The 15,484-nt window shown below is 61.4% G+C and carries 15 protein-coding genes; 3 read left to right on the forward strand and 12 right to left on the reverse strand.

Translation table 11 applies throughout. The features are described 5' to 3' along the window. Positions 1-50: 50 nt before the first annotated feature. The 7 genes from AC1D35_RS24485 to rimP form a co-directional block, all read right to left on the reverse strand. Positions 51-902, reverse strand: a complete 852-nt coding sequence (locus tag AC1D35_RS24485; protein WP_113307170.1) for an alpha/beta fold hydrolase — start codon at positions 900-902, stop codon at positions 51-53. A 99-nt stretch (positions 903-1,001) separates the two neighbouring features. Then, positions 1,002-1,934: a tRNA pseudouridine(55) synthase TruB gene (gene truB / locus AC1D35_RS24490; protein WP_113298096.1), complete on the reverse strand. Its 933-nt coding sequence runs from the start codon at positions 1,932-1,934 to the stop codon at positions 1,002-1,004. 12 nt (positions 1,935-1,946) lie between these two features. Then, positions 1,947-2,348, reverse strand: a complete 402-nt coding sequence (gene rbfA, locus AC1D35_RS24495; RefSeq protein ID WP_113307171.1) for a 30S ribosome-binding factor RbfA — start codon at positions 2,346-2,348, stop codon at positions 1,947-1,949. 75 nt (positions 2,349-2,423) lie between these two features. Further along, on the reverse strand, positions 2,424-5,192 hold the full coding sequence (gene infB, locus AC1D35_RS24500; RefSeq protein WP_113307172.1) for a translation initiation factor IF-2: 2,769 nt from the start codon (positions 5,190-5,192) through the stop codon (positions 2,424-2,426). Positions 5,193-5,294: 102 nt separating this feature from the next. After that, positions 5,295-5,981 (reverse strand): RNA-binding protein, encoded by a 687-nt coding sequence (locus AC1D35_RS24505; RefSeq protein WP_113307173.1) that lies wholly within the window; start codon positions 5,979-5,981, stop codon positions 5,295-5,297. Beyond that, a complete protein-coding gene (gene nusA / locus AC1D35_RS24510; protein ID WP_113298100.1) occupies positions 5,981-7,585 on the reverse strand; it encodes a transcription termination factor NusA in 1,605 nt (534 codons plus the stop codon). The genes AC1D35_RS24505 and nusA overlap by 1 nt, the downstream gene beginning before the upstream one ends. A gap of 60 nt (positions 7,586-7,645) precedes the next feature. Further along, on the reverse strand, positions 7,646-8,251 hold the full coding sequence (gene rimP, locus AC1D35_RS24515; RefSeq protein ID WP_113307174.1) for a ribosome maturation factor RimP: 606 nt from the start codon (positions 8,249-8,251) through the stop codon (positions 7,646-7,648). A 246-nt stretch (positions 8,252-8,497) separates the two neighbouring features. Here rimP and AC1D35_RS24520 point away from each other — a divergent pair, with 246 nt between their 5' ends. Together AC1D35_RS24520 and AC1D35_RS24525 are read left to right on the forward strand one after the other, a co-directional pair. Continuing rightward, entirely contained in the window at positions 8,498-10,129 is a 1,632-nt protein-coding gene (locus tag AC1D35_RS24520; RefSeq protein WP_113307175.1) for an MFS transporter, read from the forward strand. 8 nt (positions 10,130-10,137) lie between these two features. Continuing rightward, positions 10,138-10,593 carry a GNAT family N-acetyltransferase gene (locus AC1D35_RS24525; protein ID WP_113307176.1) on the forward strand — a complete coding sequence of 152 codons (456 nt, stop codon included), beginning with the start codon at positions 10,138-10,140 and terminating at the stop codon, positions 10,591-10,593. 22 nt (positions 10,594-10,615) lie between these two features. Here the strand turns inward: AC1D35_RS24525 and AC1D35_RS24530 are convergent, their stop codons facing one another. Both AC1D35_RS24530 and recR read right to left on the reverse strand, forming a co-directional pair. After that, positions 10,616-11,872, reverse strand: coding sequence for a lytic murein transglycosylase (locus AC1D35_RS24530; protein WP_477940410.1), 1,257 nt, complete (start codon positions 11,870-11,872; stop codon positions 10,616-10,618). 8 nt (positions 11,873-11,880) lie between these two features. Next, positions 11,881-12,486: a recombination mediator RecR gene (gene recR, locus AC1D35_RS24535; protein WP_113307177.1), complete on the reverse strand. Its 606-nt coding sequence runs from the start codon at positions 12,484-12,486 to the stop codon at positions 11,881-11,883. Between the two features lie 57 nt (positions 12,487-12,543). Here recR and AC1D35_RS24540 point away from each other — a divergent pair, with 57 nt between their 5' ends. Further along, positions 12,544-13,161, forward strand: coding sequence for an MOSC domain-containing protein (locus AC1D35_RS24540; RefSeq protein ID WP_477855328.1), 618 nt, complete (start codon positions 12,544-12,546; stop codon positions 13,159-13,161). A 1-nt stretch (position 13,162) separates the two neighbouring features. On the opposite strand, the gene AC1D35_RS24545 is transcribed toward AC1D35_RS24540, so the two are convergent. The 3 genes from AC1D35_RS24545 to AC1D35_RS24555 all read right to left on the reverse strand — a co-directional run. Beyond that, positions 13,163-13,774: a LysE family translocator gene (locus AC1D35_RS24545; RefSeq protein WP_113307283.1), complete on the reverse strand. Its 612-nt coding sequence runs from the start codon at positions 13,772-13,774 to the stop codon at positions 13,163-13,165. A gap of 36 nt (positions 13,775-13,810) precedes the next feature. Continuing rightward, on the reverse strand, positions 13,811-14,134 hold the full coding sequence (locus AC1D35_RS24550; protein WP_007813855.1) for a YbaB/EbfC family nucleoid-associated protein: 324 nt from the start codon (positions 14,132-14,134) through the stop codon (positions 13,811-13,813). Positions 14,135-14,153: 19 nt separating this feature from the next. Further along, positions 14,154-15,484 (reverse strand): DNA polymerase III subunit gamma/tau (locus AC1D35_RS24555; protein ID WP_477940414.1); only part of this gene is annotated, 1,331 nt, incomplete at its 5' end.

Consider the following 15,484-nt stretch of genomic DNA (forward strand, 5'->3'; position numbering starts at 1 on the left):
TATAAACCAAATAAGCAGCGATGGAAAGAGGGGGCTTCCGTGGTGGCTGGTCAGCGCCCCGCCATGCAGTCTCGGATCATCGTATCATATCCCGCAGGATCCTGCAGCATGGCGAAATGGCTGGCATCCTTCAGGATGATGAGCTTTGCGCCAGGGATCTGTTTCGCCATCATCTCCGTGTGATCGAGCTTTACAGCCTCGTCATGGTCGCCGATGGCGAGCGTGACGGGTACCGTGATCTTCCCGAGGTCCGCGGCAGTCCAGGTGGGCTGCGTTGCCCACATTTCCGAGATCTGATTGACGAAGGCATCGTACTCGTTCGGGGTCGGCGATAGTTTCTTGTAATATTCGCCGGCGACGTTGATGTAGTCGGCGAACGTCTTGTTGTTCATGACGTCGGCCTTCACGCCGTCGGTCGTGACATTGGCCGCCTGGGCGATGACGCGGGTCAGCTTCTCCGGATTCTTCATCGCCATGTCGATGCCGATGATGCCGCCGTCCGACCAGCCGACCAGCGTAACCTTGCCGATCTTCAGATAGTCGAGAAGTGCCACATAATCCGATGTCATGAGGTCATAGCCGAAGGGCTGCTGGCTGCGCGTCGAACGCCCATGCCCGCGGCTGTCGGCAACGATAACAAGGTGGTCCTTGGCAAAATCGGCGACCTGATGGCCCCAGACATCGGCATTTCCCAAGCCGCCATGGATGAAGAGGATCGGGTCGCCCTCGCCATATTCGGCGAAATACATCTTGATGTCGTTCACATCGGCCATGCCGCTCGTCTTCGGCGTCGGCATGGGCGGGAAGGCCGGCAGTTCAGCCCAGCGCTCGGCAGATTGAGCACTGGCAACGGCCAGAAAAAATGAAAAGAACGTCAGCATTCCGATTGTAATTCTGCGCATACTCTTCCCCTTTGACGGGCCTTCATGGCCCGCGGGAGAGCATATCGCATGGCTATCGGCTGACAACCGCCGCCATTGTTACGGCGGGGCCAACGGCGGTCAGCCGAAAACGCGCTTGGGCCGGAATTCGCCTTGTCCGATCTCGCCGATCGCAATCAGGCGGCCACGGGCAGTCGCATAGGCCTCGCTTTCGGCAACGGGCGCGTCCCGACCGCGAACCAGGATCGGATTGCCCATCTTCAACCGGTGTGCCTGATCATCGCTGATAACAAGGTGGGGCAGGGCCGACAGCGCTTCGCATGTGTCGATCAGAAGCGCGTCGAGCGCGGCAAGGCGCTCATCCATGTCCTCGATTTCTTCAAGGGCCGTGAGCTTTGCAAGCGGCACCATCGTCTCCTCGGCAAAGGGCGCGACAAAAGTGCGGCGCAGGCCGGAAACATGGCCGTAGCAGCCGAGTTCACGGCCGAAATCGCGGGCCAGCGCCCGCACGTAGGTGCCCTTGCCGCATTCGACCTCGAAATGCGCCGTATTGGCATCCGGGCAAGCGAGAAGTGTCAGGCGGTGAACCTCGACCTCGCGTGAGGGGATCTCGACCGCCTCGCCTTCGCGGGCCAGATCATAGGCGCGTTCGCCGGCGATTTTAATCGCCGAGAACTGCGGCGGAACCTGGCTGATCGTGCCGATATAGGCGGGCAGGATCTCGCGGATCTGCTCTTCGCTTGGGCGCTCCTCCGAGCTCTGCGTAACCTCGCCCTCAAGGTCGTCGGTCGCTCGCTCTTCGCCCCAGCTGACGGTGAATTCGTATATCTTGCGGCCGTCCATCACATAGGGAACGGTCTTGGTGGCATCGCCCAGCGCAATCGGCAGCATGCCGGATGCGAGCGGATCGAGCGTACCAGCATGGCCGCATTTCTGCGCCTTGAAGAGCCATTTGATCTTGGAAACGGCTTCCGTCGAGCCGAAATCCACCGGCTTGTCGAGGATCAGCCAGCCGGAAATCGGGCGGCCCTTGGGTTTACGTGGTCTGGACATCAATCTCTTCTGTTATTCGTCGTCACTGTCGAGGTCGCGGCTCACCTCGGGCGAACGCAGCAGCTCGTCGATCTTCTTGTAATTGTCGAAGCTTGTATCGTCGCGGAAGCGCACTTCCGGCATGTATTTCATCTGCCGCAGCTGCGGTCCGAGCCTGCCGCGGATGAATTTCGCGTTACGGTTCAGCGCACCAATGACGACGCTGTGGTCGGAAACGCCGAGCGGCGTGACATAGGCCGTCGCGATCTTCAGGTCGGGTGACATCCGCACTTCGGAAATCGAGATTACGGTTGCCTCGATGATGTCGTCGCGCACTTCGCCGCGCTGCAGCACCTGGGTGATCGCTGCGCGAACCTGCTCGCCGACGCGCAGCATGCGCTGCGAGGGTGCCGAGGTTGTAGGTCTTGTTGCCATTGTTCTTTATCCCAAATGGATCGGGCGCCGGACTGGATCATCCGGCGCCCGTTCAAGATTTCAATCGTCGCCCGATCAGAGCGTGCGCGTGATGTGCTCGACGCGGAAGCACTCGATGACGTCGCCCTTACGCATGTCTTCGTAGTTCTCGAAGGCCATGCCGCACTCCTGGCCCATCGGCACTTCGGAGACTTCGTCCTTGAAGCGCTTGAGGGTCTTGAGCTTGCCTTCGTGCACGACGACGTTGTCGCGGATGAGGCGGACGCCCGCGCCACGCTCGACCTTGCCTTCGACGACGCGGCAACCCGCGACCTTGCCGACCTTGGTGATGTTGAACACCTCCAGGATCTCGGCATTGCCGATGAAGGTCTCGCGACGCTCCGGCGAAAGAAGACCCGACATCGCTGCCTTCACGTCATCCACGAGGTCGTAGATGATGTTATAGTAGCGGATCTCGATCCCCTCACGTTCGGCGAACTGGCGTGCCTGCGCATTCGCACGCACGTTGAAGCCGATGATGGCAGCGTTCGATGCTTCGGCGAGCGAGATGTCGGACTCGGTGATACCGCCTGCACCCGAATGAACGATGCGGGCACGAACCTCGTCGGTACCGAGCTTGTCCAATGCGCCGGCAATCGCTTCGATCGAGCCCTGCACGTCGCCCTTGATGACCAGCGGGAATTCCTTCACGCCCGTGGACTGGAGCTGCGTCATCATCTGTTCCAGCGAACCGCGCTGTCCCGACAGGCGGGCAGCCGCCTTATCGCGGGCGAGACGCTGACGATACTCCGAGATTTCGCGGGCGCGGCTTTCATTCTCGACGACGGCGAATTTGTCGCCTGCTTGCGGCGTGCCGGAAAGACCGAGAACCTCGACCGGAGTCGCCGGACTGGCTTCCTTCACATGGTCGCCCTTATCGGTGACCAGGGCGCGCACACGGCCCCATACGTCGCCGGCAACGATGATCTGACCCGGACGCAAGGTACCCTTCTGGACAAGCACTGTCGCAACCGCACCACGACCGCGGTCGAGCTGGGCTTCGATGACAGTACCTTCAGCCGTCCTGTTCGGATTGGCCTTGAGGTCGAGAATTTCGGCCTGCAGCAGGATTGCCTCGAGCAGCTTGTCGAGGTTCTTGCCGGTCTTGGCCGAGACTTCGACGTCGAGCACTTCACCGCCCATGGATTCCACGAAGACTTCGTGCTGCAGAAGCTGGTTGCGAACCTTCTGCGGATCGGCCTCGTGCTTGTCGACCTTGTTGATCGCCACGATGATCGGAACACCGGCCGCCTTGGCGTGGTTGATGGATTCGATCGTCTGCGGCATCACGCTATCGTCAGCCGCGACCACCAGGATCGCGATATCGGTAGCCTGCGCACCACGGGCACGCATCGCCGTAAAGGCCGCGTGACCGGGAGTATCGATGAAGGTGATCTTCTGGCCGTTCTGCTCCACCTGATAGGCGCCGATATGCTGCGTGATGCCACCGGCTTCGCCGGAGACCACGTTGGCATGGCGGATGGCGTCGAGCAGCGATGTCTTGCCGTGGTCGACGTGGCCCATGATGGTGACGACAGGCGGGCGTGAAACCAGCTCGCCCTGCTCGTCGGACAGGTTGAAGATGCCGAGTTCGACGTCGGATTCGGATACGCGTCTGACGGTATGGCCGAATTCGCCGGCGATCAGTTCAGCGAGGTCGGCGTCGATGACGTCGCCCGGCTTCATCATCTGGCCTTCCTTCATCAGGTACTTGATGACGTCGACGGCACGTTCAGACATGCGCTGCGACAGTTCCTGAATGGTGATGGTCTCAGGCAGTTGGACCTCGCGAGTGATCTTCTCGCGCGTTTCCTGCATCTGGCTGCGGCGGAATTTTTCCTGCCGGCGGCGCATGGCCGAAAGCGAGCGCCCGCGAGCGTTTCCGTCGTCATCGACGTTTGCCGTGGTCACAGTCAGCTTGCCGCGACGGCGATCTTCTTCGCTCTTCGGGCGGGTTGTCACCGGCTTTGCGGGCTCCGGACGAACCGGACGGCCGCGCACCGGACTGCTGCGCGAAGCAGCGCCGCGGTCTTCCTCTTCGCCTTCACCACGGCGACCACGCACACCTGCCGGCGTACCAGGTGCCGGCCGGGCGGTCGAGGGCGACGGCGTGGTTTCCGTACGACGAGCGGCCGGCGCGGATGCCGGTGCCGCCTGCTGCGGACGCGGAGTTTCAACACGTGCTTCCGCTACAGGAGCGGCGGGTGGTTCGGCAAGGGCTGCTGCTGCGGCCTCAGCCTGGCGGACAGCCTCTTCGGCGGCGCGCAGCTTGGCTTCTTCTGCTTCGGCGGCTTGGCGTACGACCTCTTCAGCGGCGCGGCGCTTTTCATCCTCGGCGCGACGGATGGCGTCCTGGGCGTCACGAGCCTGCGCTTCGGCAAGCGCGCGGCGGCGGGCGTCCATTTCCTCGGGCGAAAGATGGTTCAGCACCACGGGGCGCGGACGATCCTGCTGGCGCTGCGGCTGGTAGGATTGCTGCGGACGCTGGTTGGTCTGCTGCGGGCGCTGGTTGTTCTGGCCGCCGGGCTGTTGAATGCGCGGGGCCGGAGCCGACTGCTGCGGGCGAGCCTGCACGGGTGCCGGCGCCGGTTCGGGCGCGCGCACTGGAGCTGCGGGAGCAGGTGTTATCGGCTTTTCGTCTTCGGGGCGCATCGGGCGCCGCTTGCGGGTCTCGACGACGACCGCCTTCGTGCGACCGCGACCCATATCCTGGCGAACGGTACCCTGGCTCATCCCTGAAGGCTTCAGGGTGAGGGTCTTCTTCCCCGTTGCGCTGATTGTCTTGTCGTCGTTGCTGTCGGTCATTCGTTCCCGTTCCTTCGGACAGGGAACGATGAGACCATCACACCCTGTCAATCACATAAAATCGATCAATGATATTGCGGCCGGCTTGCGCCGGTGACCGCATCATTGTTTTTGCTGGCCAGCGCCGCCCGGTGCCCGGGACTGACCGCCGCTACGGTACTGTTCGAGCATCTTTGCGCGCTTCACTACACCCTCACCTGCCTGCCCTGCAAGCACTGCGGCATGGATAAAAGCATTCTGGCCCATCACCCCTTCCATTTCGCTCTCCGAGAAGAGACGGAAGGAAGGTATTTCATCCTCGGTTTCCATTCCGAGGTGCCAGGCCTTGCGGGCCTGGTCAATTTTTCTCACTCCATCGGCGGCGGCATCCGTCGAATGGAACACCGCCAGCGCAGCTCCGCTGCGGATCGCGGCATCCACCTTGGCCGAGCCGGTGACGAGTTGGCCCGCTTTGCGCGCCATGTTCATCATCTGCAAGAGCTGCAGCAGAAACAGCCGCTCCACACGCTCGCCGAGGTCCTCGGCTGCCTTCACATCGGTCTTGAGCGCGCGGGCGAAGAGTTTCTTCGCCACCGCCCTTTCGACCAGTGACCGGTCGATCTTCACCCAGCAGCCGCGTCCCGGCAGCTCGCGTTTCAGATCTGGCACCACCGTCCCGTCAGGGGCGGCCACGAAGCGGATCAACTCGTCCGGCGATCCGCTTTCGCGTGTCACGATGCACATGCGGCCGTTCACGTCGTAACCTGCAAGATCGTCGTCCTCAGGAGATGTGTCCGGCTTCAGCGTCATTATGCGTCCTGCTCGGCAGCATCGGCCTCGACAGCCTCAGCACCCTTCGCAAGGTCTTCTTCAGTAATCCAGCCGGCAATCAGGCGAGCCTGCACGACCATCTGTTCGGCTTCGACACGCGAAATGTCGAACTTCGAGAACAGACCCTCGAACTTCTTCGTTTCGCCGTTCTTGCGTTCGGTCCAGCCCACGAGATCGTCCGCTGCACAGCCTGCAAAGTCTTCGATCGTCTTGATGCCGTCTTCGCCGAGCGCGACCATCATCTGGGCAGTAATGCCTTCGATCTGGCGCAGCTCGTCTTCAACACCCAGCGCCTTGCGCTTCTCGTCCATTTCGGCCTCGAGCTTCTCGAGGAATTCGCGGGCGCGGGTCTGGATTTCCTGCGCCGTATCCTCGTCGAAACCGTCGATCGAAGAGATTTCGTCGAGATCGACATAAGCCAGTTCCTCGACGGCGGCGAAGCCTTCCGAAGCCAGAACCTGGCCGACCATCTCGTCGACGTCGAGCGAGTCCATGAAGAGGTTGGTGCGCTCGTTGAATTCCTTCTGACGGCGCTCGGATTCTTCCGCTTCCGTCATGATGTCGATGTCCCAGCCCGTCAGCTGCGAAGCGAGACGGACGTTCTGGCCGCGGCGGCCGATGGCGAGCGAAAGCTGCTCATCCGGAACGACCACTTCGATGCGCTCCGCATCCTCGTCGAGAACGACCTTGGCGACTTCAGCCGGCTGCAGGGCGTTGACGACGAAGGTCGCCGGGTCCTGCGACCAGGGAATGATGTCGATCTTCTCGCCCTGGAGCTCGCCGACGACCGCCTGGACGCGCGAACCACGCATACCGACGCAGGCGCCGACCGGATCGATCGAGCTATCGTTCGAGATGACGGCGATCTTGGCGCGTGAACCCGGATCGCGGGCAACCGATTTCACCTGGATGATGCCGTCGTAAATTTCCGGCACTTCCATCGTGAAGAGCTTCACCATGAACTGCGGATGCGTGCGCGACAGGAAAATCTGCGGGCCGCGCTGTTCGCGACGGACATCATATACGTATGCACGGACACGATCGCCATAGCGCACGTTTTCGCGCGGGATCATTTCGTCGCGGCGGATGATGCCTTCGCCACGGCCGAGGTCGACAATGACATTGCCGTATTCGACGCGCTTGACCGTGCCGTTGACGATTTCGCCGGTGCGATCCTTGAATTCGTCGAACTGGCGGTCACGCTCGGCTTCGCGCACCTTCTGCACGATCACCTGCTTGGCAGACTGTGCGGCGATGCGGCCGAAATCCATCGGCGGCAGCGGATCGGCGATGAAGTCGCCGATGGCGGCATCCGGGTTGCGGTCGCGAGCAAGCTCCAGCGGGATCTGTGTGGAATAGTCCTCGGCCTTCTCGACGACTTCGAGCAGGCGCTGCAGGCGGATTTCACCGGTCTTCGGGTTGATGTCGGCGCGGATATTGGATTCGGTACCGTAACGGGAACGCGCCGCCTTCTGGATGGCATCGGCCATCGCGGCAAGCACGATCTCGCGGTCGATGACCTTTTCGCGCGCCACTGCATCTGCGATCTGCAGAAGTTCGAGCCGGTTTGCACTGACTGCCATTGTACTGTTTCTCCGTCCTTGACTACCCGGGTTCCCGTCCCTGGAGCTTACGTTGATCGGTTATTCTTCGTCTTCCGCTTCGTTCTGGTTCGCAGCCTGCGCTTTTGCCAGCTTGTCGGCGCGCAGTGCATCGCGGATCAGATCGTCGGTCAGAATAAGTTTGGCATCGCTGAGCGCTGTGAAGGGTATGACAACCTTCTGCTCCTCGCCGTAGGCAACTTGATCGCGTTCGATCGTGAACCCATCGGCGTCCGCTTCGACGATCTTTCCGCGGAAGCGTTTACGATTGCCGATTATGATCGACGTTTCGCACTTCACAAGATGGCCCTGCCAGCGAACGAAATCGGACTTCCGCACCAGAGGGCGGTCGATGCCCGGCGAAGACACTTCGAGATGATACTCTTTATCGACCGGATCTTCCACATCGAGCACAGGAGAAATCGCCATGGAGACCTGCTCGCAGTCCTCGACGGTCATCGTGCCATCGTTCTTCTCGGCCATGACCTGCATCGTCATGCCGTTCTGATTGAGCATCCGGACACGAATGAGACGGAAGCCGATGTCGACGATCACGGGTTCGATGATGTCGGCGAGACGCTGGTCAAGCCCGGTCTCGGTAATCAGCCGCGGCTCATGTTGATTGTCTGCGTTTGTCAGATCCGACAAGCGGTGCGCTCCCTGCGATTTCTGGCATTCGGGGTGATCGCGCTAATAAAAAAGAGCGGGTCCTCGCGGCCCACTCTTCATCGTACGATCAAGAATTTGAGTGCCATATAGTCCCGTTTTTTAGAAATTGCAAGGTCAGGGGCGATTCCGCCTCTTTCGCCCCTGGAGGTGCGAGCTAACCTATGGCGAGCACTTATCTTCCGCATATATTGCTATTGAGGCATAACGATAAAAGCGGGGGGAAGCGTGGCCTATACTTCATCGACATTTGCGCCTTTGCGGCATGAGACCTACCGCACCATCTGGTTTGCAAGCCTCGCCTCGAACTTCGGCGGCCTGATTCAGGCCGTCGGTGCCGCCTGGATGATGACGGTCATCACCTCGTCCGAGGATATGGTTGCGCTGGTCCAGACCTCGACCGCGCTGCCGATCATGCTGTTCTCTCTGATCTCGGGCGCTCTCGCCGACAATTATGATCGGCGCCGGATCATGCTGACGGCGCAATCCGCAATGCTCGTGGTCTCGATCCTGTTGACGGCCTGCGCTATCATCGGCTGGATTACACCCGGACTGCTGCTCTTCTTTACGTTTTTGATCGGCTGCGGCACGGCGCTCAACAATCCCTCCTGGCAGGCCTCGGTCGGCGACATGGTGCCGCGCGCCGATTTGCCAGAGGCGGTCACGCTGAACAGTATGGGTTTCAATATAACCCGCAGTGTTGGTCCGGCGATCGGTGGCGCCATCGTGGCGGCGGCCGGTGCGGCTGCGGCCTTTGCAGTGAATGCGCTGAGCTACATTGCGCTCCTCTATGTGCTATTTCGCTGGCGGCCGAGTACGCCTGCCTCGACGCTGCCGCGCGAAACACTCGGCAGTGCCATTTTTGCCGGCCTGCGTTATGTCTCCATGTCGCCCAACCTTGAAAAGATCCTCCTGAGAGGGCTGGTATTCGGTATCGGGGCAAGCTCCATCCAGGCTTTGCTGCCGGTCGTTGCGCTCGATCTCGTCTCTGGCGGGCCGCTGACCTATGGTTTCATGCTCGGCGCCTTCGGCATCGGCGCGATCGGTGGTGCCGTCCTCAGCACCAGGCTGCGCGACATGTTCTCCAGCGAGACGATCATCCGCCTGGCCTTTTCAGGCTTTGCATTCAGCGCCGTGATTGCAGCTCTCAGCCCAAGTGCCGTGCTCACCTCGGCCGGGCTGCTCGTTGCCGGTGCCTGCTGGGTTTCGGCACTGTCGCTCTTCAATATCATCGTCCAGCTTTCGACKCCGCGCTGGGTGGTCGGCCGCGCTTTGTCGCTTTACCAGACCGTCACCTTCGGCGGCATTGCCGGCGGGAGTTGGCTCTGGGGTGTTGCCGCCGACCGGTATGGTCTTTCGAACGCCCTGCTGATGTCGGCCGCGGTCCTGCTGTTTGGAGTCGTGATCGGCCTGCGCTTTTCCATGCCGGCTTTCGCCACGCTCAATCTCGATCCGCTGAACCGCTTCATCGAACCGGCTCTCGGCCTCGATATCACGCCACGTAGCGGCCCGATCGTCATCCAGGTCGATTACCAGATTGCCGATGATGACCTGGCCGAATTCATGACGCTGATGGAAGAGCGCCGCCGCATCCGCATCCGCGACGGCGCCCGCAACTGGGCGCTGATGCGCGATCTTGAGAATCCCGGTCTCTGGACGGAAACCTATCATACGCCGACCTGGGTCGAATATATCAGGCACAACCAGCGCCGCACACAGGCCGATGCCGAAAATACCGACCGGCTTCGCGTCCTGCACCGCGGCGAGGGCTTGCCGCACGTTCATCGCATGATCGAGCGCCAGGCCATTCCGCCAGTCGATGACGTCTTCCACAAGGCGCCGATCGATCTGCACCATTGAGGCCCATTATGCACGTCTTCCGAAGCGCCCGGCAATCCGATCTCGCCGACATCATCCGACTGCTCGCCGATGATGATCTTGGCAGCACGCGGGAGGTCGTCTCGGATCCCGCAGATGCGCGCTATCTCGCAGCCTTCGCCGCAATCGACGCGGATCCCAACCAATTGCTCGCCGTTGCAAGCGACCAGGCTGATCGGGTCATCGGCTGCCTGCAGCTGAGCTTTCTTCCCGGCCTTTCGAGAGCGGGCATGTGGCGCGGCCAGATCGAAAGCGTGCGCATTGCGAAGGATCATCGCGGCTCCGGGCTCGGCTCGCAATTCATCGAATGGGCGATCGCCCGCTGCGCGGAACATGGTTGCGGTCTCGTGCAGCTCACATCCGACAAGACGCGCGTGGATTCGATTCGGTTCTACGAAAAGCTCGGTTTCGTGGCGAGCCATGAGGGGCTGAAGCGTAACCTGTAAAGCATCCGCCGGGCGTAGGCTCTTACTTCAGCTTGCCCTTCATCGACGCTTCGGGAAAGCAGGTCGGTTTCATCCCRTTCTTTTCCTGCCATTGGCCGATCGCTCGGCGCGTCTTGTAGCCGGGCAGTCCGTCTGAACCGCCGACATCGTAACCCTGCCGTTCCAGCGCCCGCTGCATGGCGGCGACATCCGAGCGCAGCATCTTCCCGACATCGCCCCATTGTCCCTGGAAGGCGCCGGAACCGAAAGCGATGCGGTCGGCAAGGTTGCCGATGTAGAGGGCATAGAGGTCGGAGTTGTTGTATTCCTTGATAATGTAGAAGTTCGGCGTGACGATGAATTCCGGCCCGTCGCGCCCGGCCGGCACCAGCATCATGCCCTGTGCTTTCAGCTCGCCGGACGGAAAGCCCTTGCCGGAAATGCGATCGATGCCGAGTGATGCCCATTGCGAGAGCGGCTTGGCGAGGTCAGGCCCTTCCTGCGCGCAGGAGACGGCTTGCGGGATCGTCACCTCGAACCCCCAGTCGCGATCGCGCTGCCAACCCTTCTTCACAAGAAAATTGGCGATGGAAGCCAGCGTATCGGGAACCGATGTCCAGATGTTGCGGTGACCGTCGCCATCGAAATCGACGGCATATTTCAGATAGCTCGTCGGCATGAATTGCGGCTGGCCGAGCGCACCCGCCGACGATCCCTTGAAGTCCGCAGGGGTCACGTCGCCGCCGTCGAGAATGTGCAGCGCGGCGATCAGCTCCATACGGAACATGTCCTTGCGGGTAGACATGAAAGCCTTTGTCGCAAGTATCTCGACCGCCGAATTGKGGATCTTCGCCGCACCGAAGCCGGTCTCGCGTCCCCAGATTGCCAGCACGATCGAACCGGGCACGCCATAAGTCTTTTCAATCCGGCTGAGCGTCGAGGCATATTGCGAGGCAAAGCCGCGCCCAGTCATGGCGAGCCGTTTCAGCCGGTCCTCGTTGAAATAGGGGCCTGGCGAGGAAAATTCGGCCTGTGTCTGCTTCTGCTCCTTCGGTGGCGGAAAACCTGGAGGGGCGAGATCGGTCAGGGTCCAATCCAGTTCGATGCCGGAAAAGGCGGCTCGGAAGGTCTTCTCCGAAATGCCGTTCTTCTTCGCCTCCGGCCAGAGATCGGCCTGAACCCACTTTTCGAATTGCGCTTCGACGTCGGCTTTCGACGGAGCTGCATGTGACGGGATCGCGGAAAACGCCAGCAAGGCGGCGCCTGCAAGAAGAAGCCTGCCGAAGAAACCCGTAATCATGTATCCCCCTAGATTGCTGTGCGCGCTCGAAGCGCTGCCGTCAGCGTTCCCTCATCGAGATAGTCGAGCTCCCCGCCGACCGGCACCCCATGCGCCAGCCGCGTGATTTTCACCTTGAGATCGGCAAGCTGGTCGGTGATGTAATGCGCCGTCGTCTGCCCCTCGACGGTCGCATTCACCGCGATAATGATCTCCTTGATGCCGCCTTCGGCCACGCGGTTGATCAGCCCGCGGATATTGAGATCCTCAGGCCCGACACCATCAAGTGGCGATAGCGTGCCGCCAAGAACATGATAGGCGGCATTCAGCGCGCCGGCGCGCTCCAGCGCCCAGAGATCCGAGACATCCTCGACGACGATGATCACGGATTGATCGCGCTGCGCATCGGTGCAGACCGTGCAGGGGTCGACAGTATCGACATTGCCGCAACGCGAGCAGATTTTCACCTTGTCATAGGCCTCACCCATCGCATGTGAGAGGGGGCCGAGAAGCTGGTCTTTCTTCTTGATGAGATGCAGTGCCGCTCGCCGTGCCGAGCGCGGCCCGAGGCCCGGCACTTTCGCCAGAAGCTGGATCAGTTTTTCGATTTCCGGGCCGGTGACTCGCTTTGCCATGCGCCGTTCTTAACTGATATGGAACGAAAACGGAATCGCAGAAGGATTGCCTGGTTGATGAAAATACTCGCCGTCTGCCGGGGGAGCGCCGAAAGGCTGCCGGGCAAGAGTTACAAGACCGGTATCTTCAAACACGCTGTCACCGGTGGCGTCATGATCGATGCCGAAGGCCTCGTCGGCGATGCCATCTGCAACAGGAAACATCACGGCGGCGTCGATCAGGCCGTCTATCTGGAGGGTTCTGTCAGCCGCGACTGGTGGTCGAACGAAATCGGGCATCCCGTTGAGCCCGGCACCTTCGGCGAGAATCTCGTCATCGAAGGGCTCGATAACCGCGATGTCTCGGTTGGCGATCGCTTCACTACTGGCGAACTGATCCTTGAAGTGACGTCCTGTCGTATTCCCTGCGCCACCTTCGCAGCAAGGATGAACGATCCCAAATTCGTCAAGCGGTACACCCAGTCGGCACGCCCCGGCATTTATTGCCGGGTGATATCAAATGGGATCGTGGAAGCCGGAATGCCGGTTGAATATAAGCCATTTCCGGGCGCCGCAGTCACGATGCCGGAAATGATGGAAACGTTCGGGCGCCGGCTGTCAGCCGCGGACCGCGAGCGCTATCTGGCAGCGCCCGTTCACTACAAGCTGCGAGCCGTGCTGGAAGCACAGCGATAGTTCAGCGGATCGCGATCGTGACGGCAGCACCCGCCATCGTTCCAGCACTCACCCGATTGGCGATCTGCACGGCACGCCGGCTCTTCAGGAAACCGCGGGCCTTGGCTGCAAGCAGCATCCAGCCGAAATCGACGACAGCCAGCACGGCGAACAGCGTGATGACGAGTTCGACCCAGCCGGCGAGCGAAACCGAGGGGATATCGATGATCGAAGGCAGAAGGGCCACGTAGAACATCATGATTTTCGGATTGCCGAGCGCAATCGCCAGGCCGGTGAAAAACATCCGGCCGCGCGAACGCTCCTGCGGCAGTTCCTCTTCCTGTACCTCTGCTTTGGCAACCCACATTTTCCAGGCGAGATAAAGGAGATAGAGCACGCCCAGCCACTTGATGACGACGAAGACGTGGTAGAAGCTTTCGGCGATAGCCGAGAGGCCGGCAATGGCGCAGGTCAGCCAGATCGCATCCCCCGCCCACATGCCGAACAGGAAGGGCAGCACGTCACGCGCGCCTTTCGAGATCACGCGAGCGACCAGCGCCGCAACACTCGGCCCCGGTGTCCCGGCAGCAATAAAAAGAGCGCCGGCGAAAACCAGCAACGTCGTCAATGTCATCATCCCTCGTCTCCTCTTCCGGATCGGTCGACGAGATCAGAAAGGCAGCTTGAAGCCGGGCGGGATCGGCAGGCCGGCCGTCAGCGCCTTGGTCTTTTCGGCGGCGATGGCTTCGGCCTTGTCCTTGGCGTCCTTGTGGGCGGCAACGATCAGGTCTTCTAGGATTTCGACATCGTCTTCCTTGAAGAGAGAAGGGTCGATCTTCAGGCTCTTCAGTTCGCCCTTGCCGGAGATGATGACGGTGACGAGCCCGCCGCCTGCCTTGCCTTCGGCAGTCAGCTCGGCGATTTCCGCCTGCATCTGCTCCATCTTGGCCTGCATTTCCTTGACTTTGCCCATCATGCCCATGATGTCGCGCATCGTCTTCTCCTTCTTGAAACTAGAATTCTATGTCGTCGCCCGGCAGGATGTCGCCCTCTTCGGATTCGGCTGCGGCGGGCGGCTTGATTTCCTCCGCTTCCTCCTCCGGCGTCGGTGCCCTCACGCGCACGTCGATGATCTTGGCGCCCGGAAACTGGGCGAGGATTGCGGCGACATCAGGATCCTGGCGCGCATCGCTAACACGCTGCTCCTGAGCCTTGGCCTCCGCCTCGACCATAGTTGGCTGGCTTTCCTCGCGGCTGAGGCTGACGATCCAGTGTATGCCGGTCCACTCCCTGAGCTTGACGGCAAGTTCGTTGAGCAGCGTGTTTGGAGCGCCTTCAGCGAGGCTGACGTCCAGCCGACCGGGCTCGATGCGCACGGGGCGCACGAAGGTCCGCAGCAGCGCCTTCATCTTCGGGTCGCGCTTTTCAGCGGCGAGGTCGACGATATCGCTGATCGAATTGACCGATACGAGCAGCTTCGGTGCTTCCGCTGGCCTCGTCTCGACGCGGCCGATATTCTGCGGCTCCGGATTGGGCACTGCGCGCAACATGGCCGTCGGGCCTGACGGTTGCGGCCGCGGTGCCGGCTCGGGAGACCGTGCCTGTACGCTTGTCTGGTAGGGAACGCGCGTGCCACCACCACCATTGCCCGAAGGCGCAGGCGAGGACGGACGTGACGCACTGCCTTCATTGGAGAATTCCGCAAGCCGCCGCGCTGCATCCTCGGGTGCCGGCAGATGCGCTGCATGCGCCAGCCGGATCAGCACCATTTCGGCCGCGCCTGCCGTGCGCGAGGAGTTTTCCGTCTCCGGAATGCCCTTCAGCAGCATCTGCCAAATGCGCGAAAGTGTCGTGACCGCGACACTCTGTGCGAATTCAGCCGCCTTGGTACGCTCCACTTCGCTGAGCGAAGGGTCGTTTGCCGCGTCGGGCACATACTTCAGCCGAGTCACCAGATGCGTGAAATCGGCAAGATCGGTCAGAACCACGACGGGATTGGCCCCTGCCTCGTATTGGCTCTGGAATTCATTGAGCGCACTTGCAACATCGCCGCGCACGACATGCTGGAAGAGATCGACGATGCGGGCGCGGTCGGCAAGGCCGAGCATGCCGCGCACTGCTTCCGCCTGCACCACGCCGCCGCCGTGGGCGATCGCCTGATCCATCAGCGACAGACCGTCACGCGCCGAACCTTCGGCAGCGCGCGCGATCATCGCCAGCGCGTCCGGTTCCGCCTCGATGCCTTCCTTGGCGGCGATCGTCGTGAACAGGCCGACGAGATCCGAGGCGCTGATGCGGCGCAGGTCGAAGCGCTGGCAGCGCGAGAGAACGGTGATCGGAACCT

It is taken from the genome of Rhizobium sp. P1_E6, assembly GCF_056405875.1.